Here is a 24049-nt window from a genome sequence, read left to right as displayed (position 1 = left end):
CGCCGGAGAAGGAGGGCGACTCGTGCTCATCACCATCGCCGACGTGCTCGCCGGGCTGATCGGCGCGGGCATCATCGTCATCGGCGCGCGAGCCTTGTGGGCGCCGCGGGCCGCGGCCGGGTTCGGCATCCCCGGCACGCCGACCGAGGATCCCGCCTTCCGGGCCTGGTTGTCGGTCAAGGCCGTGCGGGACATCGCGTCGGGGGTCTTCCTGTTCGTCCTGATGATCGCGGCGACACCGCAGGTGCTGGGCTGGTTCATGCTCGCCGCCGCGGGCATCCCCGTCGGTGACGCGCTCATCGTGCTGCGCAGCAAGGGGCCCAGGTCGGTCGCCTACGGCGTGCACGCCGCCACCGCCGCGGTGATGCTGGTGATCGGCGTGCTGCTGCTCGTCGCCTAGTGCACCACTAGACGGGCTGTCCGGCCGGGCGAAGCACCTGGCGCACGGCGTCCCGCAGCCACTGATGCGCCCCGTCGGCGGTGTGGCGGGGGTGCCAGGCCATGCCGATCGTCAACGGCGGCAACGGCAACGGGATCTCCAGCAGCCACAGCCCCAACGCCCGGGCCGCGTCGCCGAGAGGTGATGGGGGCTCGCCCGGCAGCGAGGTCGGGACCAGGCAGACCATGTCGCCCGCCGCGGCCAGGGCCATCGCGGCCAGGTGTCCCGGCAGGACGGCGTTCACCCGACGACCGAGTCCCCGGTCGGCCAGCGCCGCGTCGACCGGCCCGGTGAATCGCCCCCGGCGGCTGACCGCGACATGCTCGGCCGCGGCCAGCCGGGCGGGCGTCACCGTCCCCTCGGCGAGCGGGTGCCCGGCCCGCACCCCCGCCGCCATCCGCAGCGTGACCAGCTCCTCCACCCGCGTCTCCGGGTCGACGTGGTCGATCGCCCCGATCTCCAGGTCCACGCGGCCCTCGCGCAACGCGGGACCCGCCTCCCACTCCTCGGCCAGCACCCGCAGCGACACCCCCGGCGCCTGCCGACGGGCCAGCGCGAGCAGACCGGGCGCCAAGGCGGCGCCGACCAGGTCCGAGGTCTGCACGGTGAAGGTGCGCCGCAGCGCCGCGGGGTCGACCCCGCCGCTCGGGGTGAGCAACGCCGCCAGCGCGCGCACCACCGCGGCGGCCTCGTCCCGCAGCGCCTCGGCACGGGGCGTGGGCACCATCGTCTGCCCGGCCCGCACCAGCAGCGGGTCCTGGAGCACGCGGCGCAGCCGGGCCAGGGTGCGACTCATCGCGGCGGGGGAGGTGCGCAGCCGCTCGGCGGCGCGGGTGACGCTCTGCTCGGTCAGCAGGGCGTCGAGCGCGACGGCGAGGTTGGCGTCCAGGTTCACCAGCGTCATTCCGTTCCGGGCAATGATCGGATGCCGAAGTTCCCATTGTGGCAATACGGCGCGGCTCCGCACGATGGCAGGGCACCACCGATCCGCACACAGACCGCGAGGACTCATGATCGTCATCACCGCCCCCACCGGGAACATCGGCCGCGAGCTGCTGTCCCTGCTGCTCGACACCGCGCCCGGCGAGCGGTTGCGCGTCGTGGCGACCCGGCCCGCCTCCCCGACGCGGTGCGCGACCGGGTCGAGGTGATCACCGGCTCGCACGGCGACGCCGACACCGTCGACCGCGCCTTCGCCGGGGCCGACGCCGTGTTCTGGCTGGTCCCGCCGGACGGCTCGCGCACCCCCGAGCAGGCGTGGTCCGGCTTCACCCGCCCGGCCGCCCACGCGTTCGCCGCGCACGGGGTCGGCCACGTCGTCGGCGTCTCGGCGCTGGGCCGCGGCACCCCGCAGGCCGCGCACGCCGGGCTGGTCACCGCCTCCCTGGCCATGGACGACCTGATCGCGGGCTCCGGCGTCGCCTACCGCGCCCTGGCCAACCCGTCCTTCTTCGAGAACCTGCTGGAGGAGGCCGACTCCATCCGCGAGCACGGCGTCTTCACCGACGCCGCCGCCCCGGACCGCCGGGCGCCGATGGTGGCCGCGGCCGACATCGCCGCGACGGCGGCCGGGCTGCTGCTGGACCGTTCCTGGACCGGCGTCGACAGCGTCCCGGTGCTCGGCCCGCAGGACCTCTCGCCCGACGACCTCGCCCGAGTCATGACCGAGCAGCTCGGTCGCCCGGTCCGCTACCACCGCGAGACGCTCGACGAGATGCGCGCCACCATGCTCGGCTACGGCCTCGACGCGCGGTTCGTGCAGGCCGTGGTCGACATGAAGCGAGCCAAGGACGAGGGCCTGGACGCCGGTGCCGAGCACTCGCCGCGCACGGGCACCACGTTCGCGCAGTGGTGCGCGCGCATCCTCACCCCCGCCGTCCTGGGGACCGCCGATGCCCGCTGACCGGACCGAGGCGGCGGTCACCGCGTTCATGCTGGTCAAGACCACACCCGAGTGGCAGGCGATGACCGTGGCCGACCGGGTCGCGGCGTTCACCGCCCAGGTCGTGTCGGTGATCGAGGCCCGCGCCCGCGGCGTGCGCTCCCGCTTCTACGACACGGAGTTCTACTCCGCGCGGGTCACCGACATCTGGGTCTGGGAGGCCGACGACCACGACGCCTACCCGCACGACCCCGACGACGGCGCGCGCGTCATCGTCCGGTTCATCCCCGACCATGCGCACTGCCACGGCTGATCGCGCTCAGCGGACACACAGCCGACCCACAGTGCTCTCTTCGATTCGCCACGCCCCCGCTGCCGATGGTGGGGATGCGACGAACGAAAGGGACCACAGTGCAGCAGCCGGAGAACGACAACCAGCCCACGACCGCCCCGGTCGTGGACACCCCGACCCCGACCGACGGCCCCATCCCCACCTCGGCCCTCCCCCCGGTCGACCCGCCCACGCCCCCGCTCGGCCACGCCACGGCCGTGCAGGCGCCGAGCCCGCGGACACCGCGGCGGCCGCTGAGCCGGGCCGTGCTCGCGGGCATCGCGGCGGGTCTGCTGGTGGTCGGCGGCGCGGGCGGGTTCCTGATCGGCCACGCCACCGGGCACGACGGCCGCCCCGGGGTGGCCCGCCACCAGGACCACGGCGACAAGGACGCCCCCGGCGACTCCCGCCGGAACGACACCCGGCAGGGCGACTCCTCCCAAGGCGACTCCCGCCAGGGCGATACCCGGGGCGACGGCAAGTCGCGGCAGGGCACCGCCCCGCAGGGAGGCTCGCGTGGTCAGGACGGTGACACCGGCCGCTGAACCTCCGGACCTCCCACCCCCACCCGTGCCCGGGTGCCGTCACGGCACCCGGGCACGACCACGTCCACCGCCGGTTAAACAGTGGCCACCCACCGTCACCGGTGCCTAGGGTGCCCGCCATGGCATGTCGAATCTCCGAGTTGGTCATCGAATGTCGGGACCCGCGGCGGTTGGCCGACTTCTGGTGCGCGGTACTGGACTTCATCGTGCTCGACACCGACGACGGCGCGATCGAGATCGGGCCGCCGGACGGGTTCGGCGGCCTGCAGCCCACCCTCGTGTTCAGCCCGAGCGCCACGCCCAGGGCGGGCAAGCTGCCGCTGCACTTCGACGTCAACGCCACCGACCGCGACCAGGACGCCGAGCTGGAGCGCCTGCTCGCGCTCGGGGCGCGCCGGGCCGAGATCGGGCAGACGGGCGAGGAGCCCTGGCACTGTCTGGTCGATCCCGAGGGCAATGAGTTCTGTCTGCTGCGGGCCCGATTGGGTTGAGCCGGGCCGGAGCCGAATCCGACCGGAAGGGATCTATCGGATGTTCAGCGGCGTGTAGCCCGGGTCCCCAGGCCGGCGTGCGATGTGGTCGACAAGACCGGGGAGAGACAACCGGCCGCTGAGCCGGTGTCAGCCGTCCTCGGTGTCCTCGCGGGCGCCGAAGACGGCGTCGGCGACCCGGCCCGCGGCACTGCGCCGCGGGTCGGGGGCGGCGGAGTTGTAGGTGGTGCGGGTGGTGTCGACGCTGGCGTGGCCGACGTCGGCGGCGATGTCGGCCAGGGCGTGGCCGCGCTCGACGGCGGTGGTGACGTAGAAGTGGCGCAGGGCGTGCGGGTGCATGCCGTCGGCCAGTCCCGGGTCGGCCGCGGCGGCGACGCGGCGCAGCAGCGACCACACGGCCTGGCGGGTGCAGCGGTGCCCGTTGCGGTTGCGCAGCAACGGGGTGTGCGCGCCCGCCGCGCGCCCGGTCGGGACGATCCCCGCGCCGTCCTGGGCGGTGAGGTAGTCGTCGACGGCGGCCGCGGTGCGCGGGTCCAGGTAGACAACACGGTCCTTGGCGCCCTTGCCGTGCACGCGCAGGGCGCGCGCGCCGCGGTTGTGGTGCAGGTCGACCCGGTCGAGCCCGCAGAGTTCACCCACGCGCAGACCCGCGAGGAACACCGCGATGACCGCCCGCGCGCGCAGCCGGTCGAGCTCGCGTTGCCGGGGCAGGCGACCGGCGTGGTGGTAGAGGGCCTCGACCTGGGCCGCGGTCAGGGTCACGGTGCGGGTGGCGGTGCCGCGCGGGGCGACGACGCCGAGCCGTCTGCGGTTGAGGGCGGCCGGGTTGTGCTCGGCGATGTCCTCGGTGACCAGGTGGTCGTAGAGGGCGCGCACGGCGCCGAGCATCTTGTCGCAGGTGGCGGGCGCGGCCCCGGCGGCGGCGAGGTCGGCCAGCCATTGCTTGCCGTGTGCGGCCCGCGCCCGGGTCGGGTCCAGGTCGCGGGCCGCGCACCAGCGGAACCAGTGCAGCTGCCGCAGGTGCCCGCCGGTCCGGGGCAACGAGGTGCGGCGGGTGGGCGGGCGGCCCGGGGTGGCGGGCCTGCGCATCGCGACCGCGTACCGGCGCACGGCACCGGACCAGCCGGGCGGGGCGTGCTCGGCGTCGGCCCAGCGGGTGATGTCGGCGTCCGCGCCGGGCAGACCGAGGGCCTGCCCGGCGTAGGTGTGCCGGGTGGTGTGGTTGCCGTACCCGGTGAGCCAGTCGGTGACCGCGTCCAGCAGGGCGACCGGGTCGCCCACCCCCGGCCACACCGACACGTCGTCGGCGCGCAGGTCGGGAAGATCGGTCACCGCGCGATTGTGCCGGCCCCGCCACGCCGAACCCGCTGCCGCCGCGGGGTGTCAGCTGCATTGGAACTCGGTGTCGTCCTGCCAGGCGGTGATCCGCTCGCTCAGCTCCTCGGTGGGCAGGTCCGGCGAGTGCGGATACTCCACGTAGTCGCGCCCTGGCGCGGGTGCAGGCGCACCGAGGTCCGCGCCTGCCCGGCCAACTCGGGGAACAGCCCGGCCATGTCGACCGGCTTGTCCGGCGTCGTGAATCCCATGCAAGCTCCCCTCAAGATCATCGGTGGCCGCATCCTGCCCACCCCCACCGACAGTCCCGTCACCAGTACCGGTGTCGGGTGCCGTCGGTGTCGGCGATGAACACGACCGCGTCGGCGCCGTCGAGGTCGGCGGGGGTGAGCGGGATGTGGCCGGGCAGGATCGGCTCGCCCGCGCGGACGGACGGGTCGAGCGCGGCGCGCAGGGTGTCGGCGGGGAACAGGGTGCGGCCGGTGGTGGCCGCGGCGAGCACGCCCTGCAGGGTGCCCGGTTCGCCGGCCGGGTTGGCGTCGGTGGCCACGAACAGGTAGCGGCTGCCGAGGGTGCGGGCGACGAGCGCGCCCGCGTTGCCCCAGCCCGCCGCGCCCTCGCTGCGCGCGGGTTGCAGGTGCGCGTTGTGGGCGAACACCAGACAGGGCCCGTGACCCGCGGCGAGGATGGCGAGGAGGTTGTCGGCCATCATCTCGGCGCGCACACCCGCCAGGTTCCCGAGGCGGTCGACAGCGGGGGTGGCCATCGCGGCGTGGTAGCGCAGCAGGCCCAGTGCGGTGCGGGCGTGCGCGGCAGCGTGGTCGTAGCCGGTCGGGTCGGCGGGGCGCAGGTCCGGTGCCGCGCGCCGCAACGCGCTCGCGAGGTCGTCGGCGACGACGCGCAGGGCGCGGGCGTGCTCGGAATCGCCGATGGACGCGGCGGGGTCGTACATGGCCGCTTCGTCGGACCAGGCCGCGTCGTCGCCGAGCAGCGCGTCGAGGTCACGGGCGGAGACGGGACGCAACGACGCGGGCAGGTGGTCGGCGACGGTGTGCAGCGAGCGCCGGGGGCTGGGGGCGGCGGCGAACTCCAGGGGCGCGTCGAAGCCGTGGAAGCGGACCTGGTCGGCGGGCGCGCGGCCGGTGTTGTGCGCGCGGAGCCAGTCCAGGAGCTCGCGGTTGCCGGGCACGCGGCCGAAGCCGTGGCTGAACCCGGTCGCGAGCACGGTGTCGAGGTCGGCGTCGCCGCCGGTGACGTGGTCGTCGACGAGGGCGGCGGCGAACACGTCGGTCTCCAGCGCGATCGACCGGTATCCGCGGTCGACGAGGTGGGCGAGGATGTCGTTGCGCAGCAACGGGAACGCCGCGATGCCGTGGGTGGGCTCGCCCAGCGCGAGCAGGGCGGGCGGTTCGGCGCGGGTGGCGAGCAGGGCGTCGAGGGCGGGGCCGTCGAGGGTGGTTCCCTGCGGTGAGGCTGGCATGGACACTCCGTTCGGAAAGGGCCTGCCCTCGACCGTATCGTTGAAGGTTCGGGTGAGACTTCCGCGACGATGACCTGCGGGGGATAGGGTCGAGGTCTCAATCGGAGGTGGAGGTTGCGTCCTGTCGACCTGGCCCGGGAGCACGGGTTGTCGGCGCAGGCGGTCCGCAACTACGACGACGCGGGCGTGCTGCCCCCGACCGACCGCAGCGAGTCCGGCTACCGCCGCTACACCCCACGCCACGCGCAGGCCTTGCGGGCGTTCCTGGCGTTGCGGCGCGGCCACGGGCACCAGGGGGCGGTGGAGATCATGCGCGCGGTCAACCGGGGCGCCACCGACTCGGCGTACCGGCTGGTGGACGCCGCGCATGTGGCGTTGGTGGCCGAGCGCGACACCCGCGCCGAGGTGGCGGCCGCGTTGGACGGGCTGTCGGCGATGGCTCCGGCGCGGGGGAGGCCGTTGACGGTGGGGGAGCTGGCGCGTCGGCTGGGCGTGCACGCGGCGACGCTGCGGACGTGGGAGGCGGCGGGGATCCTGCGTCCGGAGCGGGACCGGGCGACGGGGTATCGCCACTACGGGCCGGACTGTGTGCGGGACGCGGAGATCGCGCGGCAGCTGCGGCGGGGCGGTTACCGGCTGGGTCAGGTCGCGCGGTTCCTGGAGTCGTTGCGGGAGGCGGGCGGCACGGAGGCGTTGAGCACGTTCCTGGACTCCTGGCAGACCCGCCTGCTCACCCGCGCCCGCGACCTCCTCGCCGGAGCGGCCCGGCTGGACGCCTATCTGACCGAGTTGGAGCAGGGATAGGCCGCCGCCCCGCAGGCCGGTGCGGGACAGCAGGGGATGGGATCAGGACTCGCCGGTCATGCGGGCGGAGCCGATGGAGGCCGCGGAGATGGCGCGGGCGGCGGTCTGGGTGGAGGAGTTGTTGCTCAGGTTGGTGAGCGAGGACTTGTTGAGCGCGTAGACGACGAACTCGTAGGTGTTGACCGTCGTGGGCGAGCACGGGCCCTGGTAGCCGTAGAGGCTGGCGCTGCCGCGGTAGTAGACCTGTCGGGCCCCGGCGGGCACGGCGGGCCGGTAGGCGTGCTCGACGTTCTGCGGCAGCGAGGTGGCGGTCACCGGGATGTCGTAGATGACCCAGTGGATGAGGTTGTTGTTGTCCAGGTCGCGCATGACGATGGCGTAGCTCTTGGCCGCGGTCGGGGCGCCCGACCAGGCCAGGGGCGGGGACTCGTTCTTCTTGGCGGGGTCGTTGCCGCCGCCGCTGGTGCACTCGTGCACCTTGGGGATCGTCCCGCCGTTGGCGAAGGCGGAACTGGTGATGGCGAACGCGGTGCGCTCGGCCGAGGACGCGACGGCGGGAACGACGGCCGCGATCCCGGTGACGAGCAGGGCACACAGCACGATTCTGGTGCTTCTCACTGGAGGCTCCGGAGGATGTTCGTGGTTCCTGTGGTCCTTTCCGTGGCGCGAACAGGGTATGCGCCGGATCCAGCGTAGGCGTTTCGGATACGGCCGACTAACACCACTTTTTCCCGCTGACCGACGCGGGTGACACCGCGCTCCCCGGGCACCCGGCGGACGCCTCTGCCCTCCTACACGACAGAAGCACACTTCTGTCGTTCTAGATGTCCGAAACGAGGCCCGATCACACATCAGTTACCTGTAACTATCTACAACTTCATAGTTGCTATGATTCAACTAGGTCGGAACGAGTGGATCAGGGGAGTGGGCGTGACCGAAGCGGCAGTGGACAGCGCGACAGAGAGCGACGAGGGCGGGTGCCTGTGCTGCGGACAACCGCTGCCCGAACGCGTCGGCGCGCGCGGCGGCCCGCGGCTGCGGTACTGCCCGGAAGGGGCAGGCCGCTGGGACGACGGCACGTTCTCCTGCAAACGCCACGGCGCCGCCGTGGTGACCTACCGGACGGCCCGCGGCGACGGCGTCGCCGAGGACCCGCTGGTCGTGGTCGAACACCACCTCACGCGACTGCAGGACCTGCTGGCACCGGTCAGCGTCGCGCTGGCCGACACCGGCGCGGTGCTGCGCGGCCAGGAGGAGATCGTCCGCGCGGAAAGCCGCCGCGTCGCCGAGGCCGACGCCCACGCCGAACACGCCCGCCGCCGAGCCGACACCGCCGAGACCGCACAGGCCACCGCCGAGACGACCGCCGCACAGGCCCGGGAGACCGCGAACCGGGCGTGCGCCGAGCGGGACGACGCGCTGGCACGCGCCGAGAGCGACCGGGCGCGCGCGGGGGAGTCCGAGCAGCGCGCGGTGACCGCGGAACAGGCCCGCCGGGACGCCGTCGCCGCCGCCACCGACGCGGTCAAGACCCGAGAGGCCATCGCCGCCCGCGCCGACCAACAGGCCCACGACCTGCGCCGCGCCGCCGACGAGCACGAACGGCTCACCCGCGCCCTGGCCGAGTCCCGCGCCGAGACACACGCCGCCACCACCGACCGCGACCTCGCCCGACACCGGGCCGACGACCTGACCACCCGGCTCGACACCCTCACCACCGCCCACGACACGGTGACCCACGCGCACGCCGAGACCGGCACCGAGCTGGCCGTCGCCCGCGCCACCGCCGACACCCTCACCGCGACCGTCACCCGCCAGTCCGCCGAACTGGCCGACCTACGCCGCGCACACCACGACTCGACCGCCCGCCTGCGCACCCTCACCCACCTCGCGACCACCCTCGCCGCCGACGCCCCACCCGCCGTGCGCTCCCTGCTCACCGCCCTCACCGAGCACCCCGACCAGGACCTGCTCACCGACCTGACCACCCACCTGGCCGACGCGGAACCGGACACGCGCGCCGAGGTCGTCCTCACCCGCCTGCACGCCCACGGCGCCCTGGCCGCCATCCCGGACCCCGCCCGGCTCCACGCCACCCTGCGGTCCGGCCCGACGGCCCGCGACGTGCTGGTCGACCTCGCCGCCACCGGCCACCTCGCCCCACCCACCACGACGCCCGCGACCCACGACCCCGCCACACCCGCCGCCCCGGACACCACGACCCTGCGCACCCGAACCCCGGACACACACCCCGCACCGGACCTGGCCACACGTGTCCTGCGCGCCGAGACCGCCCGATCCACCCACGCCACCATCGCCGACACCGGCCCGACCCTGGAAATCCGCGTCACCGCGAACGACCCCCTGGCCGACTACCTGACCGCCCTCGCCACCCGCCTCGGACTCACGACCACCACCGACTGAACGCCACCGACCCGACCGGAAAATCGAGTGGACCACGCGTCGCCCCGGCTTGTAGCCTGCGGGCGTCCGTGACACCGTCCGAGGAGGTGAGACCCATGAACGCGAGAACGAGATGGGTGCTCCCCCTTCCGGTCACGGACGGGCGACCGACGTAGGTGTCGTCCGGGAGCGCCTCGACCAGAAGGCCCTCCCGAAAGGCACCACCCATGCACACCCCGCCGTTCGACGTGATCATCGCGGGCTGCGGCCCGACCGGCGCCATGCTGGCCGCCGAGCTGCGCCTGCACGACGTGCGCGTACTCGTCCTGGAACAGGACACCGAGCCCGCCTCGTTCGTCCGGATCGTCGGCCTGCACATCCGCAGCATCGAGCTGATGGCGATGCGCGGCCTGCTCGACCGCCTCCTCGACCACGGCAGGCGCCGCCCGGCGGCCGGGTTCTTCGCGGGCATCCCCAAGCCCGCCCCCGAGGGCCTGGACACCGCACACCCCTACCTGCTCGGCATCCCGCAGCCGGTCATCGTCCGCCTGCTCGAAGACCACGCGACCGGCCTGGGCGCCCAGATCCGACGCGGACGCGCGGTCACCGGCCTCGACCAGGACGACGACGGCGTCACCATCGAACTCGCCGACGGCGAACGACTGCGCTCGCGCTACCTCGTCGGCTGCGACGGCGCGCGCAGCACCGTCCGCAAACTCCTCGGCGTCGGCTTCCCCGGCGAACCCGCCCGCGCCGACACGCTCATGGGCGAGATGGCGGTAGGCGTCCCGCAGGAGGAGATCACCGCCACCATCACCGCCCTGCACGACGCCCCGCAACGATTCTGGCTCCGCCCCTTCGGCGCGGGCATCCACAGCGTCGTGGTCCCCGCCGACGGCGTCGGCGACCGAACCCGGCCACCCACGCTCGACGACTTCCGACGACAGCTGCACGCCATCGCCGGAACCGACTTCGGCGTGCACTCCCCGCGCTGGCTCTCCCGCTTCGGCGACGCCACCCGACTCGCCGAGCAGTACCGGGTCGGCCGCGTCCTGCTGGCGGGCGACGCCGCGCACATCCACCCGCCCACCGGCGGACAGGGCCTCAACCTCGGCATCCAGGACGCCGCCAACCTCGGCTGGAAACTCGCCGCCCAGGTCCACGGCCGCGCACCCGACACCCTCCTGGACACCTACCACACCGAACGCCACCCGGTCGCACAGGACGTCCTGGACAACACCCGCGCCCAGACCGAACTGCACTCCACCGAACCCGGCCCCCGAGCCCTGCGCAAACTGCTCACCGAACTCATGGACATCGACGCGGTCAACCGCCGACTCATCGAGAAGATCACCGCGATCGACATCCGCTACGACCTCGGCCACGGCCCCGACCTGCTCGGCCGCCGCCTCCGCGACCTCGACCTCAAGCAGAGCCGCCTCTACGACCACCTGCACCACGGCCGCGGCCTCGTACTCGACCGCACCGAACAGCTCACCACCACGGGCTGGTCCGACCGCGTCGACCTCATCGCCGACCCCACCACCGCACTCGACGCCCCCGCCGTCCTGCTCCGCCCCGACGGCCACATCGCCTGGATCGGCGACGACCAACACGACCTGGACAACCACCTCACCCGCTGGTTCGGCACCCGCACCGACTGACCTCGCCAGTGGTGCGACTCAGGACGTCGGCCGTGTATCGGCGGGTCGAGACGCGGTCGACGTCCTGGGTCGCACCACTAGGGTGGGTGGCGTGACCCATTGACGCGCGCCACCCACCTCTCCTTCGTGACCCACACCCACCCCACGAAGGAGAGCCGCCCCGTGCCCATCCACGTCCCACCCGCCCTCGCCGCCCACCACGACAACCACAGCGGCGCCGAGGGCCGCGCCTGGATCACCGCCCTGCCCCGACTCGCCGCCGACCTGCTCGACCACTGGAACCTGCGCCCCGACGGCCCCGCCCGGCACGGCATGGTCTCCCTGGTCCTGCCCGTCCGCCGCCCCGACGGCACCCCCGCCGCCCTCAAACTCCAGCCCACCAACGAGGAGAACGACGGCGAACCCGTGGGCCTGCGCGCCTGGAACGGCGACGCCATCGTCCGGCTGCTCGACCACGACCCGGCCACCGGCACCATGCTCCTGGAACGCCTCGACGCCACCCGCCCCCTGTCCGAGCACCCCGACCCGGACACAGCGGTATCGATCCTCGCCGACCTCCTGGCCCGCCTGGTCGCGCACCCGGCCCCACCCACCCTGCGACGCCTCGCCGACATCGCCGCGGCCATGCTCGACACCGCCGACCACCTCATCCCCACGCTCCCGGACGCGGGGGAGCGGCGCCTCCTGCGCACCTGCGCCACGGCCATGACCGAACTCCTCGACGAACCCGGCGACCGCCTACTGCACTGGGACCTGCACTACGACAACGTCCTGGCCGCCGACCGCGAACCCTGGCTGGCCATCGACCCCAAACCACTCGCGGGCGACCCCGGCTTCGACCTCATGCCCGCCCTGGACAACCGCTGGCACGACATCACCACCGCCCCCGACATCCCGCACGCGATCCTGCGCCGCTTCGACCACCTCACCGAGGCACTCACCCTCGACCGCGCCCGAGCCACCACCTGGACCCTGGCCCGGGTCCTGCAGAACTGCCTCTGGGACATCGCCGACGGCACCAAGACCCTCGACCCCGTCCAGGTCACCATCGCCGAAGCCCTCCTGGCAGGCCCCAGGTCCACCACCCGCCCACCCGCGTGACCGGCCGGACCCAGGCACATCACGAAGCCAGCCGCTCCAACGCCGCCCGCAGATTGTTCTCCACGACCTTCACCATGAACTCCCGCTCCGGGAACTTCCCATCCAACAACCGCAACGGCCCCGCCACCAACGACATCCGCATGGCCAGGTCATAGAAATCCGACCGCACCGGATCAAGCCCCGCGGTGGCCAGCCCCTCGTAGAACGCCCCGAACCGCAGCCGCAGGAACACGTGCTCCCACTCGACATCGAAGAACATCAGCCCCTCGATGTCGATCAACACCGCCCGCCCGTCCCCGTCGACCAGCACATGATCCGGCCCCAGCTCCCCATGCACCAACCCGAACTCCGCACGCGGCACCACCCGCCCCCGCAGCTCGATCAACAACTCCCGCAGACCCGCGTAAGCCCGCTCGACCCGCCCATCCCGCCGAGCGGCCTCATCGAGATCCCCCAACGCCCGCTCCAGCACCACCTCCGCACACGAAGGCTCGGTCACCACCGCCTGACCGACCCGCCCATAACCGGGGGAGCGGTGCGCACGCATCAACCCCAGATGACGCGCCAGATCCCCGACCACCACCCGAGCCCGAGCCGGATCAGCCGCGAACAGCGACTCCAACGTGCCCCCGGACACGTCCTCCACCACAGCCAGATCCCCCTCCGCGGCCAACAACCGCGGAACCCGCACACCGACCTCCGCCAGCACCCCCCGCGCGGCGAGGAACAACCCCGCCCCGCTCGCGTGCGCGAACACCCCGGACCCCGTGGCCTCCGGCCAGAAGTCCTCCTCATCCGCCCACCGATAGACGATCACCCCCGGCCCGTCGACGAACCGGACCCGGTACACCCCCTTCTTGCTCCCCCCGCGCAGCCGGTCCACCCCGGCCACCCGGCCCCCGACCACCTCCCGCGCCACAACCCCGACCTCGGTCAACCCCGCAGACAGCTCAGCAACCACCGCGTGATCGTATCGTCCACCACCTGCGCGGATGCCGACTGCGGCGCAGGCTCGACCCCCGGGTACTCCGCCAATGCGTGCGCCAACCCCGGCACCGTCACCAACTCCGCCACCGTCCGCTCACGCAACGCCCCGACCAACGCCACCGCGTCCACCCGAAACGGCGCGTGGTCCTCCTCCCCGCTCACCACCAACACCGCGGGCCTCCCCACCGCCACCGCGTCCGCCGCCGCCACATAGTCCAGACGATCCGCGACCACACCGGCCTCCTCGGTCCACGGATAGCTCCACCCGAAGATCCCCTCCAACACCGCCACCAACGACCGCGCCCGGATCGCCGGATTCACCAACGCCGCCGCCGACACCGGCACCCGCCCCCGCCGCAACACCTCCAACACCACGCCCCCACCCAGCGACCCACCCACCAACCCGACCGGGCCGTCATCGACCGGGAACCGCGCCCGCAGCTCCGCCAGCACCGCCGGGAACTCCTCGCTCGCCTGCCGCACGAACGGCTCCACATACGACCGGACCGCGTCCTCCCGCGCCAGGTCCACGATCGCCTGCATGCCCGCCGCCCGCATCCGCCGCCCACACATCGGCATCCCCAGATGCACCCGCCACGCGGGCACCTCCCGCAACGGCAACGCCGCCGCGAACGACACGTCGGTGCACGGCGCGTCCAACATGTGCCAGGTCACCACCAACGGCACAGGCCCGGACACAGGCACGGCAGGCGGCAGCGCGGTGAACGGCACCCCGGCCGCCACATCCATGATCGGCTCACTCATGCCGCCACGGTAGCCAGAACAGCCACACTGGCGACAAGCATTCGACCCACGCCAAAAGGACACCCCATGACCCCCGACGACGCCCTGCACACCATCACCCGACTCGCCGCCGCCGAACACTGGCTCGCCGTCCTGGTCACCACCCGCCCCGACGGCGAACCCGGCGTCTCCGTCGTCAACGCGGGCATCCTCACCCACCCCGTCACCGGCGACACCACCCTGGCCTGCGTCTCCCGCGGCCGCACCGCCAAACTCACCAACCTGCGCACCCACCCCCGAGCCACCCTCGTCTTCCGTTCCGGCTGGGAATGGATCTCCGCCACCGGCCCCGTCGACCTCGCAGGCCCCGACGACCCCCACCCCGACATCGACGATCTCCCCCAACTCCTCCGCGACATCTACACCGCAGCAGGCGGCAAACACCCCAACCTCGACGAATACGACCGAGTCATGCGCGAGGACCGCCGCACCGCCCTCCTCCTACGCCCCACCCGCTACACCACCAACCCCCACACCGCCCACCACCAGGCCTAAGCCCCGTCACCACGCTCGGACCGCCTCCTGCACCAAGCAGCCTGCCACTTCCCAGAGAACCCGGCCTAAACTCACCCCCCCCAACTCGGCCACCCCCACCCCAGCCACCCCCAACCCGACCACTCCCAACTCAGCCACCCCTGACTGGCCCACCACGCGGGATCGCGCCGGTCTCTTCCCACCCGATCCCAGGAGGCCCCCAGGGCCGAGTGGGATCGGGTGGGAAGAGACCGGCTGAAGGCGATCCCGCCGCCGAGGCGAAGCCGAGGCCAATAAACACAGCACCAGCCGCTATGCATCTCTACACCGACCGCCCCGCGCCCCGCCGAACCACCCCAACGAGCACCGGTTATCAACAACCCCACTCACCAGGCGACTCCCACGCCCCCAACCCCAACCCACTCTCAAACCGCCGCAACACCCCCGACACCGGATCCACGAACTCCAACACCCGAGCCAACAACTGCAACGGCCGAGAAAAATCATCCAGCGCCTTCTCCCGCAACACCGGATAGAAATCATCCCCCAGGATCGGCACCCCCAACCCCGCCATATGCACCCGCAGCTGATGCGTCCGCCCCGTCTCCGGCACCAACCGATACCGCCCCAGCCCACCCCGCGACGCCACCAGCTCCACCCGCGTCACCGCGTTCACCACACCCGGCACCTCCTGGGCCGTGATCACCCCCCGCTCCTTCACGATCCGACTCCGCACCACCACCGGCAACGCCAACCCCGGATCCACCGGCGCCACCGCCTCGTACTCCTTCACCACCAGCCGGTCCCGGAACAACGTCTGATACCGACCACGCAGCTCCGGCCGCACCACGAACATCAACAAACCCGCCGTCACCCGGTCCAACCGGTGCGCCGGACTCAGCTCCGGGATCCCCAACTGCCGCCGCAACCGCACCAGCGCCGTCTCCACCACATGCCTGCCCCGCGGGATCGACGCCAGGAAATGCGGCTTGTCCACCACCACGATGTCCGAGTCCCGGTGCACCACCCCCACCTCGAACGGCACCGGCACCTCCTCCGGCAGATCCCGGTGGAACCACACGAACGACCCCGGCACATACGGCGCGTCCACCGCCACCGGACCGTCCACACCGACGATCCGACCCTCCCGCAACATCCCCTCGATCCGCGCCGGATCCACCCGGGGGAGACGCTCCACCAAGTGCTCCAACACCGTCGCCCACGCCCCCACCTCGGGCAGCCGCAACCGCGCCGCGTCCAGACCATGACGCTGCGGAAGGGGAGAACGAAGCCTGCGCCGCACCGACCAACCCTAACCAGCCACCACGGCCCCGCCGACCAACGCCTCGACGACTACGCCTCGATCCGGAACCGCGACACCAACGCGTTCAACCGCGCCGACAACAACGACAGCTCCCGCGCCGCCCCCCGCGTCTCACCCGCACCCTCGGCCACCGAGTCCGCCACCGCCGCCACCTCGCCGATGTGCTCCGAGATATCCGACGACCCCGCCGCCGCCTCCGCCAACGACCGGTTCATCTCACCCGTCGTCGCCTCCTGCTCCTCCACCGCCGACGCGATCGTCAGCTGGTGCTGGTTGATCTGCCCGATGATCCCGTTGATATCCGCAATCGCCGACACCGCCGCCGACGTGTCCGCCTGGATCGCCTCCACCCGCCGTGCGATGTCCTCCGTCGCCCGCGCCGTCTCCTGCGCCAGGTCCTTCACCTCACCGGCCACCACCGCGAACCCACGCCCCGCCGAACCCGCCCGCGCCGCCTCGATCGTCGCGTTCAACGCCAACAGGTTCGTCTGCTGCGCGATCGCCGAGATCGTCTTCACCACCGCCCCGATCTCCGAGCTCGACGTACCCAACCGCGAGATCGTCTCCGCCGTCCCCGCCGCCGCCGACACCGCCTGCTCCACCACCCGCACGGCCTCACCCGCGCTCTGCGCGATCGCCGACACCGCCTCCGACATCTCCGCCGAACCCGACGCCACCGACCGCACGTTCGTCGTCACCCGCGACGCCGACCCCGCCACCTCACCCGTACGCGAACGCCCCTGGTCCGCGTCCTTCGCCATCCGCCCACTCGCCGCAGCCACCCGACCCGACGCCGACCGCAGCTCCGAGGCCGACCGCTCGATCTCACCCAGCGTCGCCCCCACACTGGAGATCGCCTCGTTCAACGTCTCCGCCATCCGACCGACCTCGTCCCGACCCGACACCGGCACCCGCGCCGTCAGATCCCCCCGCGCCAACCCCGCCAACGCCGACGCCACATGCCCCAACGGCCGCGTGAGCCGCCGCGTCACCAACAACCCCAACGCCACCGCGCCCACCAACGCCAACCCCGACACCACCAGGCTGAACCACTCACCCCACGCCCACGACGCCCGCGCGTCCTCCCGCGCCTGCGCCCCCTCCGCGTCCCGCCGCAGCTCCAACGCGTCCAACGCCGACGCCGCCTGCTTGATCACCGGCGCCACCTTGTCGTTGTACGCCGACCACCACGCGGCCTGGTCACCCACCCGCGCCGCGGGCAGCAACGCACCCTGGTACAGCATCCGCACCTGACCCCAGCTGCTCAGGAACGGCGCCAGGTCGTCGGTGTTGCCCACCAGTTGCTCGTACCGCGCCACCGCCGCGTCCAGCTCGGCCTCGTCCGCGGTGATCGCCTTCTCCCACGACGCCCGCTGGTCGACCGGCGCGCCGACGTGCCCCATCAGGTCCATCCGGACCTTGATCTCCTGCTGGTGCACCAGCGACTCCTGCAACCCCGCGGCGATACCCCGCTCGTACAGGCCGTCCGCGGTGCCGGACATGTCCGCCAACGCCAGATGGGTGCTCACCGCCACCGTCACGATCCCCAGCGACGCCACCGCCAGCACGGAGAAGATCTTCGTCCGGACCGACCGATCGTCCAGCACCCGCATTGCCCCGCCCCGTTCCCGCTCCGCCGCCGTTGATCCACCCATCGGCCGCCGTCCCGGGGAAATGAGCGTTCTACTCCTCGCCCGCCAGCTCACCCAACACCCGATAGGTGCGGTTGCTCGCCGCCGCCGCCCGCCGCTGCGCCCCCGTCGCGTCGATGTAGTTCTGACTCGTGGCCAGGCTCGCGTGCCCGAGCAGCACCATGATCTCCACCGCGTTCGCCCCGTCCTCGGCCAACCGCGTCGCGAACGTGTGCCGCAACGCGTGCAGGTTCGCCCCCGCCGGGACCCGGTCCTGCAGGCCCGCCGCCCGGAAACAGCACTTCACCAGGTAGTCCAGCGCCCCGCGTCCGATGCCCTCGCCGTCGGTGCCCAGCACCAGCGGCGACTCGTCCCCGAACCTGGCCGTGGGGAACTTCCGTTCACAGGACGCCAGATAGGACTCGATCACCCGCTCCAACGGCACCTCGATCGGGATCGACCGCTCCCGGCTCGCCTTCCCCCGCACGAACAACCGCCGCTCACCCGACCGCCCCACCACCGACGACCGCAGCAACGCCCGCATCTCCGCCGCGCGCAACCCGGCCACCAGCCCCAACGCCAACACCAGCAGGTCCCGCTCCGGCCACGGCGCGCGCGCCCGCCGTGCGCCACCGGCCACCGCCGACAACAGCTCCTCGGGCGTCCGCTCGCCCCGCAGCGGCTTGGGGGAGAGGGGAGTGGGCCGCGGCCTGCCGACCCCGCCCATCGGGTTGCCCGCCACCAGCCCGTCCGCCACACAGAACTGGAAGAACTGGTTCCACGTCGACCAGGCCCGCGCCACCGAACTCTTCGCGTGCGAGTCCGCGAACACGCCGAACGCCTCCCGCAGCACTCCGGCGGTCACCTCGTCCAGGTCGATCGCGGCCGCCTCCCGCCCGCACACCTCGACCACCCCGCCGTTCACCCCGGCCAGGTCCCGCCGATACGCCGCCGTCGTGTGCGGCGAGTCCTTCCGGGACCGCCGGGCGAGGAAGAAGGCGTCCTGCGCCTCGATCAACATCACCGTGGGTACATACCGCACCACACCGACAGTCGGATCATGTCGGTATTTGATGCATAACCGCGATTATGCATCAAACATGCGTTCGAGAGATCCGCTGATCATCGGGGATCGACGCAGGTCAACGACGCGGCTTGCACACCGACGCGCGCAACACTCGCCCTCGGCCGACGGCCGCGTGACGAGCACGTCCACATGCCCGCGACTGCCGAACGTGATGATCATCATCGACGGTCTGCGACCCGAGTCTGATACGTCCGATTCGTCACCGTGACGCTTCATGTCCATGTACACACACGTCGGATCCACAGGTCGACGTTTGGTTGATAATCGACATTATGTCAAGTAGTCGACATCGAAACCCCTTCCGGGCTCGTCCACGGCGGCTCACCGCGGGCCGACGAGGTACTCCAGCGTCGTGTCCGCCAACCGGGCTTCGATGTCGTCCGGGTGTTCGGCCGTGGCCTGTCGGTATCGCTGGGAGGCGACCAGCGACAGCAACCACCAAGCGGCCGCCTCGGCATCCAGTGTCGTACGCAGGTCCCCGTCGTCCTGGCCGCGCCGCAGCAGCCCGGCCAGTGTCGCGGCGAAGCGTTGGGCCGCGGCGCGCGCGGCGGACTCCACGGCGGGTTCGTCGGTGATCGTGGCGGCGTCGGCGAAGATGGCGCCCGGGTGGCCCGCGCCGTGGAAGTCGGCGAGGTGGCCGGGGGCGAGCAGGGCGCGGAGCAGGCCAGGGACCGGGACGGGGCTCGCGGTGAGGTGGGCGAGCTGGGCGCAGACCTGGTCGGCGGTGCGTTCGACGACGGCGGCGAACAGGGCGGACTTGGTGCCGAAGTTCTGGAAGACGACCGGTTCGCTGACCCCGACCAGCCGGGCGACGGCGGCGGTCTTGCCCGCGCGGTAGCCGGTGTCGGCGAAGACGCGGGTGGCGGCGTCGAGGATGGATTCGCGCCGGTCCGCGGCGGACATGCGGGTGCGTCTTGGCCGTTCGCTCACGTGGTGATCCTATCGGGCTTGCCGGCTAACTTAGTGGTGACTAAGCTCCGCCGTGGTTCTTAGTCGTTACTAAGTTAGGGGTCTCGATGCGGTTGTCGCACGGCCACGGGTCGGGCGTGATCCGACACGCCCGGCTCTACGACGCGTTCTCCTCGGTCGCCTTCGTCGGGCACCGGGCGCGCACGTTCGGTCGGTTGGTGGAGTTGGCCGGGGTCCGCCCCGGTGACCGGGTCCTCGACGTGGGCTGCGGTCCCGGCTACCTCACCGCGCTGGCGGCGCGGGCGGCGGGCAGGCAGGGCAGCGCGGTCGGGATCGATCCGTCGGAGCAGATGATCGAGCAGGCGCGGCGGGCTCGCGGGAGCGCGAACTGCCTGTTCGAGCTGGGCGGGGCCGAGGCGTTACCGCTGCCGGACGCGTCGGTGGACGTGGTGGTGTCGAGTCTGGCGGTGCACCACATCCCGGCGGAGGTGCGGGAGGCGGCGTTCGGCGAGATGTTCCGGGTGTTGCGGCCGGGTGGGCGGTTGCTGCTGGCCGACTTCCGGCCGCCGCGCAGCCGGTTGGTGCGGCACCTGGTGGGTGGGACGGCGGGCACGGCGATGAGCGAGAACCCGGTGGGGCGGATCGAGCCGATGGCGGCCGCGGCCGGGTTCGAGCGGCGGTCGGTGCACCAGGTGTCGTTCCTGCACTGCGTCCGGGCGGACAAGCCGTGACCCGGCAGCACCTGGCACGGGTGGTCGCGACGTTGGTGCTCGTGGTCGGCCTGGTCGTGCACATCGGGTTCGGTTATCGGTTCGGTCTGTTCGTGGCGCTCGCGGGTCTGGCCGTGCATGTCGCGGTCGCGTTGGCGGCCCGGCGGTGGGGGCGGCAGGGGTCGTGAGCGGTGTGCGGGGGTCCCCACGGATCCCCGCACATGCCTCTCACCTGCGGGTTTGTTGCATTTGCGGCATCGACGCAACGGGTTCCGGGCCCTATGGTCGCCCGGCGGGGTATGTCTGGAGAGGAGTGACCGTGGTGCTCGGGGATCGCGTCTACCGGCGGTTGTTCACCGCGCAGGTCGTGGCGTTGGTGGGCACCGGGTTGGCGACGGTGGCGCTGGGGCTGTTGGCCTATGAGCTGGCCGGGGTGGACGCCGGGGTGGTGCTCGCCGGTCTGCTCGCGGTGAAGATGGTCGCGAACGTGGTGGTGGCGCCGTTGGCGACGGCGGTGGTGGACCGGGTGCCGCGTCGGACGTTGCTGGTGTCGCTGGATCTGGTGCGGTGCGCGTCGGTGGTGGTGTTGCCGTGGGTGGATGCGGTGTGGCAGGTGGTGGTGTTGGTCGCGGTGTTGCAGGTGGCGTCGGCGGCGTTCACTCCGGCGTTCCAGGCGGTGATCCCGTTGGTACTCACCGAGGAGCGGGAGTACACGCGGGCGTTGTCGTTGTCGCGTGTGGCTTATGACCTGGAGTCGGTGGTGAGTCCGGTGTTGGCGGCCGGGTTGTTGACGGTGATCGGGTTCTCGTGGCTGTTCGTGGGTACGGCGCTGGGGTTCCTGGTGTCGGCGGCGTTGGTGGTGACGTTGACGCTGCCGGGGCGCGCGTCTGTGCGTGCGTCGTTGTCGGAGCGGGTGTTTCGGGGTGTGCGGGTGTTCGTGTTCACGCCTCGGTTGCGGGCGCAGCTGGGGTTGAACCTGGCCGCGGCGGCGGGTGGGGCGATGGTGTTGGTGAACACGGTCGTGGTGGTGCGGGGTGACCTGGGGTTGGGGCAGACCTCGGTGGCGGTGGCGTTGGGGGTGTTCGGGGCGGGGTCGATGTCGGCCGCGCTGCTGCTCCCCCGCGTGCTGGACCGCGTGCCGGATCGGGTGGTGATGGTCCGGGCGGGTGTCGCGTTGGTGATCGCGATGGCGGTGGGTGTGGTGCTGCTGTCCGCCGGTTGGTGGGCGTTGTTGGGGTTGTGGCTGGTGTTCGGGGTGGCGTATTCGGCGGTGTTGACGCCGGTGGGTCGGTTGATCCGGGTGTCGGGGTCGGCCGATGACCTACCGGCGTTGTTCGCGGCGCAGTACGCTTTGTCGCATGCGGCCTGGTTGGTGACGTATGTGCTGGCTGGGGTTTTGGGCGCGGTGCTGTCCCCCGCCGCCGCGCTGGGTTGTCTGACTGTGGTGGCGGCGGTCGGGTTGTTCTATGGGGTCCGGGTGTGGCGTGGTGCTGACGTGGTGGAGCACGTGCACGCGGATCTGTCCGGCGGGCACCCGCACGTAGCGGGGGCGACGTGGTGCGCCGAGGGCTGGCGGCACACACACCGCTACGTGATCGACGGGACGCACCGACGGTGGCCCGCCCGGGTGTAGCGCGGGTCAGGCGACCATGCCGCCGTCGACGGTGAAGGTGGCGCCGGTGACGTAGGAGGCGCGGTCGCTGAGCAGCCAGGCGGCGGCCTCGGCGACCTCGATCGGTTGGGCGCTGCGGCGCAGCGGGGTGACCGAGTCGAGATGGACGATGATGCCGCGTTCCCGCCAGCCCGCGATCATCGGGGTGTCGGTGGTGCCGGGGGCGAGCACGTTGACCCGGATCCCGTCGGGGCCGTAGTCCTGGGCCGCGGAGCGGCTCAGGCCGATGACGGCGTGTTTGCTGGCGGAGTAGGCGCCGAGGGTGCGGCCGCCGCGCAGGCCGCCGACGCTGCTGGTGTTGACGATGGAGCCGGGTGCGCCCGCCTCCAGCATGGCGCGGATCTCGGCGCGCATGGCCAGCCAGACGCCCTTGACGTTGACGTTGAAGATGTGGTCGAAGATCTCCTCGTCGACGTCGGCGATCTTGGCGCTGGCCTGTCCGACGCCCGCGTTGTTGAACGCGCCGTCGAGCCTGCCGTGTCGTTCCAGGACGGTCTTCACCACGCGTTCGACGTCGTCGGTGTTGCAGACGTCGGCGGCGACGTGGCTGGCGGTGCCGCCCGCGGCGGTGATCTCGTCGCTGAGCTCGGCGAGCAGTCCCTCACTGCGTGCGGTGAGCACGACCTGCGCGCCCTCGCGGGCGAACAGGCGGGCGGCGTCGGCGCCGATGCCGGTGCTGGCGCCGGTGATGAGGATGACCTTGTCGGTCAATAAGGTCACGTCGTTCTCCTTCGGTTGAGCAGTGCGTCGATGACGGCATCGCGCACGGTTGTCGAGAGCTTGAGGTTGTCGCGTCGGTCCGGGTCGAGACTGATCGTGGTGGCCACGCCGCGCAACGCCGAGCTCAGTGATCTCGTCGCCACCTCGGCGGTGAGACCGGGTCGTAGTGTGCCGGTCCGCGCGAGGTGCTCGAAGCCTGCCCTCAGTGGTTCCAGGCTCCGGCGGGCGGCGGCGGAGCCTGGCGGGAAGAGCAGCGGGTGGATCCTGGGGTGGGCGCGGACGAAGCCGATGTGCAGGTCCCAGCCCCGACGCAGGTCGGTGCGGACGTCGCCGGTGGGTTCGAGCCCGCGCTTGTGGTCGAGGTAGCGCTCCAGGCAGGCGTCGAGGACGGCGTCGAGGAGACCTTGTTTGTCGCCGAAGAAGTGGTAGAGCGTGGGCAGGCGGACTCCTGCCTGGTCACAGATCGCGCGCAGCGGGGCATCGGGCCCGTTGCGGGCGATGTGGTCGGTGGCGGCGTCGAGGAGGGACCGCCAGGTGTCACTTCTCTGTATCATTGATATGGACTGTATCAGCGATACATGCTTGTCGAAAGCGGATGCCCTGACTCATCGGGTCACGCACAATCCCCGGGTGTCCTACTTCGACATCCAGGGTTTTCGACCGCAGTGGCTCGATGGCGCGCGGGCGATCTCCGTCGCGCACAGCCCGCGGCTCCAGGCCCTGGCAGGCCGCCGGTTGCGACACGCCTGGCTGCTCTGGGACCTCGACGACGACGAGTGGTTCTCCGATGGCCCGGTTCTGCTGGACTTCGACGGTGAGCAGGTCGAGATCAGCCATCGGAAGTTCGGCGACCTGTCCATCACCTGGAACACCATCGACCCGGTGGGCAGGCCCACGTGGACTTCCGGTGACCTGGACGACCCCGAGGTGTGCGGCTTCCGGCTCGCCTGGCGGGGCGATGCCCGAGCCGAGCTGGCCGCGCTGCGGGGTGGGCGGCTGCAGGTGGCCGAGCTGCTTGAGTACGCGGGCCGGAACGTGGCCAACGGCATGGTGGCCGTCAGTTTCGCTTTCCCGGACGGACGGGTGACCGTCTCCAATGGCCTCGACGAGAACGACCTGGAGTTCGGCGACCCCGACCCCGACTACCGCCGCGTTCCGACGCACTGGCGTTCCCGGGGCCGGGCCCCGGAATGACCAGCCGCCCACGGGCTTCGCGCCGGATAGCGCCCGGAACGCCGGCGCGGCTGGTGACCTGG

27 protein-coding genes are annotated in these 24049 nt (G+C 72.1%); 15 read left to right on the top strand and 12 right to left on the bottom strand.

The window, feature by feature from the left end; translation table 11 throughout:
• The first annotated feature begins 22 nt into the window (after positions 1-22).
• A complete protein-coding gene (locus C503_RS0101200; protein ID WP_018680365.1) occupies positions 23-400 on the top strand; it encodes a DUF4267 domain-containing protein in 378 nt (125 codons plus the stop codon).
• A gap of 7 nt (positions 401-407) precedes the next feature.
• Here the strand turns inward: C503_RS0101200 and C503_RS0101195 are convergent, their stop codons facing one another.
• Positions 408-1343 (bottom strand): LysR substrate-binding domain-containing protein, encoded by a 936-nt coding sequence (locus tag C503_RS0101195; protein WP_018680364.1) that lies wholly within the window; start codon positions 1341-1343, stop codon positions 408-410.
• A 106-nt stretch (positions 1344-1449) separates the two neighbouring features.
• On the opposite strand from C503_RS0101195, the gene C503_RS47570 reads away from it, so the two are divergent.
• The 5 genes from C503_RS47570 (at position 1450) to C503_RS0101170 (ending at position 3688) form a co-directional block, all read left to right on the top strand.
• Positions 1450-1590, top strand: coding sequence for a hypothetical protein (locus C503_RS47570; RefSeq protein WP_245572378.1), 141 nt, complete (start codon positions 1450-1452; stop codon positions 1588-1590).
• Entirely contained in the window at positions 1569-2342 is a 774-nt protein-coding gene (locus C503_RS42480) for an NAD(P)H-binding protein (protein WP_245572377.1), read from the top strand. Before C503_RS47570 ends, C503_RS42480 begins: the two co-directional genes overlap by 22 nt.
• Positions 2332-2634 (top strand): darcynin family protein, encoded by a 303-nt coding sequence (locus C503_RS37285; RefSeq protein ID WP_018680363.1) that lies wholly within the window; start codon positions 2332-2334, stop codon positions 2632-2634. The genes C503_RS42480 and C503_RS37285 overlap by 11 nt, the downstream gene beginning before the upstream one ends.
• A 98-nt stretch (positions 2635-2732) precedes the next feature.
• Positions 2733-3197, top strand: a complete 465-nt coding sequence (locus tag C503_RS0101180) for a hypothetical protein (RefSeq protein ID WP_026315874.1) — start codon at positions 2733-2735, stop codon at positions 3195-3197.
• 119 nt (positions 3198-3316) lie between these two features.
• Positions 3317-3688 (top strand): VOC family protein, encoded by a 372-nt coding sequence (locus C503_RS0101170; protein WP_018680362.1) that lies wholly within the window; start codon positions 3317-3319, stop codon positions 3686-3688.
• Positions 3689-3817: 129 nt separating this feature from the next.
• Here the strand turns inward: C503_RS0101170 and C503_RS37280 are convergent, their stop codons facing one another.
• Positions 3818-5020 carry a tyrosine-type recombinase/integrase gene (locus tag C503_RS37280; protein ID WP_018680361.1) on the bottom strand — a complete coding sequence of 401 codons (1203 nt, stop codon included), beginning with the start codon at positions 5018-5020 and terminating at the stop codon, positions 3818-3820.
• Between the two features lie 313 nt (positions 5021-5333).
• On the bottom strand, positions 5334-6503 hold the full coding sequence (locus C503_RS0101155) for an erythromycin esterase family protein (protein ID WP_018680359.1): 1170 nt from the start codon (positions 6501-6503) through the stop codon (positions 5334-5336).
• Positions 6504-6617: 114 nt separating this feature from the next.
• Between C503_RS0101155 and C503_RS0101150 the strand changes: the two genes are divergently transcribed.
• Entirely contained in the window at positions 6618-7307 is a 690-nt protein-coding gene (locus C503_RS0101150) for a MerR family transcriptional regulator (RefSeq protein ID WP_018680358.1), read from the top strand.
• A gap of 42 nt (positions 7308-7349) precedes the next feature.
• Here the strand turns inward: C503_RS0101150 and C503_RS0101145 are convergent, their stop codons facing one another.
• Positions 7350-7925: a YbhB/YbcL family Raf kinase inhibitor-like protein gene (locus C503_RS0101145; RefSeq protein WP_018680357.1), complete on the bottom strand. Its 576-nt coding sequence runs from the start codon at positions 7923-7925 to the stop codon at positions 7350-7352.
• 312 nt (positions 7926-8237) lie between these two features.
• Between C503_RS0101145 and C503_RS48375 the strand changes: the two genes are divergently transcribed.
• From C503_RS48375 to C503_RS0101130, 3 genes are all read left to right on the top strand, one after another.
• A complete protein-coding gene (locus C503_RS48375) occupies positions 8238-9731 on the top strand; it encodes a hypothetical protein (protein ID WP_156892888.1) in 1494 nt (497 codons plus the stop codon).
• A 206-nt stretch (positions 9732-9937) separates the two neighbouring features.
• Positions 9938-11374, top strand: coding sequence for an FAD-dependent monooxygenase (locus tag C503_RS0101135; protein WP_018680354.1), 1437 nt, complete (start codon positions 9938-9940; stop codon positions 11372-11374).
• 162 nt (positions 11375-11536) lie between these two features.
• Positions 11537-12475, top strand: a complete 939-nt coding sequence (locus C503_RS0101130) for an aminoglycoside phosphotransferase family protein (protein WP_018680353.1) — start codon at positions 11537-11539, stop codon at positions 12473-12475.
• 19 nt (positions 12476-12494) lie between these two features.
• On the opposite strand, the gene C503_RS0101125 is transcribed toward C503_RS0101130, so the two are convergent.
• The gene (locus C503_RS0101125) at positions 12495-13436 is read right to left on the bottom strand and encodes a phosphotransferase (RefSeq protein ID WP_018680352.1); all 942 of its coding nucleotides are present in this window, start codon (positions 13434-13436) and stop codon (positions 12495-12497) included.
• Positions 13409-14227, bottom strand: a complete 819-nt coding sequence (locus C503_RS0101120; protein WP_018680351.1) for a prolyl oligopeptidase family serine peptidase — start codon at positions 14225-14227, stop codon at positions 13409-13411. Before C503_RS0101120 ends, C503_RS0101125 begins: the two co-directional genes overlap by 28 nt.
• A gap of 66 nt (positions 14228-14293) precedes the next feature.
• Here C503_RS0101120 and C503_RS0101115 point away from each other — a divergent pair, with 66 nt between their 5' ends.
• Positions 14294-14761 (top strand): pyridoxamine 5'-phosphate oxidase family protein, encoded by a 468-nt coding sequence (locus C503_RS0101115; protein WP_018680350.1) that lies wholly within the window; start codon positions 14294-14296, stop codon positions 14759-14761.
• 352 nt (positions 14762-15113) lie between these two features.
• Here C503_RS0101115 and C503_RS0101110 read toward each other — a convergent pair whose 3' ends face one another.
• The 4 genes from C503_RS0101110 to C503_RS42880 all read right to left on the bottom strand — a co-directional run bounded on the left by C503_RS0101110 (position 15114) and on the right by C503_RS42880 (position 19712).
• Positions 15114-16043: an RluA family pseudouridine synthase gene (locus C503_RS0101110; protein WP_026315871.1), complete on the bottom strand. Its 930-nt coding sequence runs from the start codon at positions 16041-16043 to the stop codon at positions 15114-15116.
• A 50-nt stretch (positions 16044-16093) separates the two neighbouring features.
• Entirely contained in the window at positions 16094-17677 is a 1584-nt protein-coding gene (locus C503_RS0101105) for a methyl-accepting chemotaxis protein (RefSeq protein ID WP_018680348.1), read from the bottom strand.
• A 70-nt stretch (positions 17678-17747) separates the two neighbouring features.
• Complete coding sequence (locus C503_RS0101100) at positions 17748-18737, bottom strand: tyrosine-type recombinase/integrase (RefSeq protein WP_026315869.1); 990 nt, start codon at positions 18735-18737, stop codon at positions 17748-17750.
• Positions 18738-19103: 366 nt separating this feature from the next.
• Positions 19104-19712: a TetR/AcrR family transcriptional regulator gene (locus C503_RS42880; RefSeq protein WP_156892887.1), complete on the bottom strand. Its 609-nt coding sequence runs from the start codon at positions 19710-19712 to the stop codon at positions 19104-19106.
• An 86-nt stretch (positions 19713-19798) separates the two neighbouring features.
• Here C503_RS42880 and C503_RS0101090 point away from each other — a divergent pair, with 86 nt between their 5' ends.
• From C503_RS0101090 to C503_RS0101080, 3 genes are all read left to right on the top strand, one after another.
• A complete protein-coding gene (locus C503_RS0101090) occupies positions 19799-20422 on the top strand; it encodes a class I SAM-dependent methyltransferase (protein WP_018680345.1) in 624 nt (207 codons plus the stop codon).
• Positions 20419-20589, top strand: coding sequence for a hypothetical protein (locus C503_RS45565; RefSeq protein ID WP_018680344.1), 171 nt, complete (start codon positions 20419-20421; stop codon positions 20587-20589). Before C503_RS0101090 ends, C503_RS45565 begins: the two co-directional genes overlap by 4 nt.
• A 131-nt stretch (positions 20590-20720) precedes the next feature.
• Positions 20721-22034, top strand: a complete 1314-nt coding sequence (locus C503_RS0101080; RefSeq protein ID WP_425393495.1) for an MFS transporter — start codon at positions 20721-20723, stop codon at positions 22032-22034.
• A gap of 6 nt (positions 22035-22040) precedes the next feature.
• On the opposite strand, the gene C503_RS0101075 is transcribed toward C503_RS0101080, so the two are convergent.
• Both C503_RS0101075 and C503_RS37265 read right to left on the bottom strand, forming a co-directional pair.
• Positions 22041-22793, bottom strand: coding sequence for an SDR family NAD(P)-dependent oxidoreductase (locus C503_RS0101075; protein ID WP_018680342.1), 753 nt, complete (start codon positions 22791-22793; stop codon positions 22041-22043).
• Positions 22790-23347 carry a TetR/AcrR family transcriptional regulator gene (locus C503_RS37265; protein ID WP_018680341.1) on the bottom strand — a complete coding sequence of 186 codons (558 nt, stop codon included), beginning with the start codon at positions 23345-23347 and terminating at the stop codon, positions 22790-22792. Before C503_RS37265 ends, C503_RS0101075 begins: the two co-directional genes overlap by 4 nt.
• A 76-nt stretch (positions 23348-23423) precedes the next feature.
• On the opposite strand from C503_RS37265, the gene C503_RS0101065 reads away from it, so the two are divergent.
• Positions 23424-23987 (top strand): hypothetical protein, encoded by a 564-nt coding sequence (locus C503_RS0101065; RefSeq protein WP_018680340.1) that lies wholly within the window; start codon positions 23424-23426, stop codon positions 23985-23987.
• The last annotated feature ends 62 nt before the right edge of the window (positions 23988-24049 follow it).

Origin of the sequence: Actinokineospora enzanensis DSM 44649 (assembly GCF_000374445.1) — a bacterium.
In the GTDB taxonomy this organism is placed as follows: domain Bacteria; phylum Actinomycetota; class Actinomycetes; order Mycobacteriales; family Pseudonocardiaceae; genus Actinokineospora; species Actinokineospora enzanensis.
This window is presented reverse-complemented; position numbering and strand designations above follow the sequence as displayed.

Excerpts from the sequence above, each read along its gene's own strand:
- C503_RS0101195 (WP_018680364.1), bottom strand. The coding sequence starts at position 1,343 with ATGACGCTGGTGAACCTGGACGCCAACCTCGCCGTCGCGCTCGACGCC.
- C503_RS47570 (WP_245572378.1), top strand. The coding sequence starts at position 1,450 with ATGATCGTCATCACCGCCCCCACCGGGAACATCGGCCGCGAGCTGCTG.
- C503_RS37285 (WP_018680363.1), top strand. The coding sequence starts at position 2,332 with ATGCCCGCTGACCGGACCGAGGCGGCGGTCACCGCGTTCATGCTGGTC.
- C503_RS0101170 (WP_018680362.1), top strand. The coding sequence starts at position 3,317 with ATGGCATGTCGAATCTCCGAGTTGGTCATCGAATGTCGGGACCCGCGG.
- C503_RS0101155 (WP_018680359.1), bottom strand. The coding sequence starts at position 6,503 with ATGCCAGCCTCACCGCAGGGAACCACCCTCGACGGCCCCGCCCTCGAC.
- C503_RS0101135 (WP_018680354.1), top strand. The coding sequence starts at position 9,938 with ATGCACACCCCGCCGTTCGACGTGATCATCGCGGGCTGCGGCCCGACC.
- C503_RS0101120 (WP_018680351.1), bottom strand. The coding sequence starts at position 14,227 with ATGAGTGAGCCGATCATGGATGTGGCGGCCGGGGTGCCGTTCACCGCG.
- C503_RS0101115 (WP_018680350.1), top strand. The coding sequence starts at position 14,294 with ATGACCCCCGACGACGCCCTGCACACCATCACCCGACTCGCCGCCGCC.
- C503_RS0101105 (WP_018680348.1), bottom strand. The coding sequence starts at position 17,677 with ATGCGGGTGCTGGACGATCGGTCGGTCCGGACGAAGATCTTCTCCGTG.
- C503_RS0101090 (WP_018680345.1), top strand. The coding sequence starts at position 19,799 with ATGCGGTTGTCGCACGGCCACGGGTCGGGCGTGATCCGACACGCCCGG.
- C503_RS37265 (WP_018680341.1), bottom strand. The coding sequence starts at position 23,347 with ATGATACAGAGAAGTGACACCTGGCGGTCCCTCCTCGACGCCGCCACC.